Below are 223 nucleotides of genomic sequence, written 5' to 3' on the forward strand. Positions count from 1 at the left end.
GGACGCGCGGCAGGCAAATCGGGATTGGGGCGATCGCACGCCCGTGCTTCGCTTCGTCCCGGATCAGGACCGGCTGAACCTGATCGGCCTGTCGCCGGCCGAGGTGGCCCGCCAGCTCCAGTTCCTCCTCACCGGCATTCCCGTGACGCAGGTTCGCGAGGACATCCGCAATGTCCCGATCGTGGCACGCAGCGCCGGCCGCGAGCGGCTCGATCCGGCCCGT

Annotated in this window: 1 protein-coding gene; it reads left to right on the forward strand. The window is 70.4% G+C overall.

Translation table 11 applies throughout. The annotated features are described in order from the left end of the window. Positions 1 to 223, forward strand: a 223-nt coding sequence (locus MOV74_RS41405; protein WP_246933158.1) for a hypothetical protein, incomplete at both ends; no start/stop codon positions are given.

Origin of the sequence: Bradyrhizobium sp. SHOUNA76, from assembly GCF_023006445.1 — a bacterium.
Taxonomy (GTDB): Bacteria; Pseudomonadota; Alphaproteobacteria; order Rhizobiales; family Xanthobacteraceae; genus Bradyrhizobium.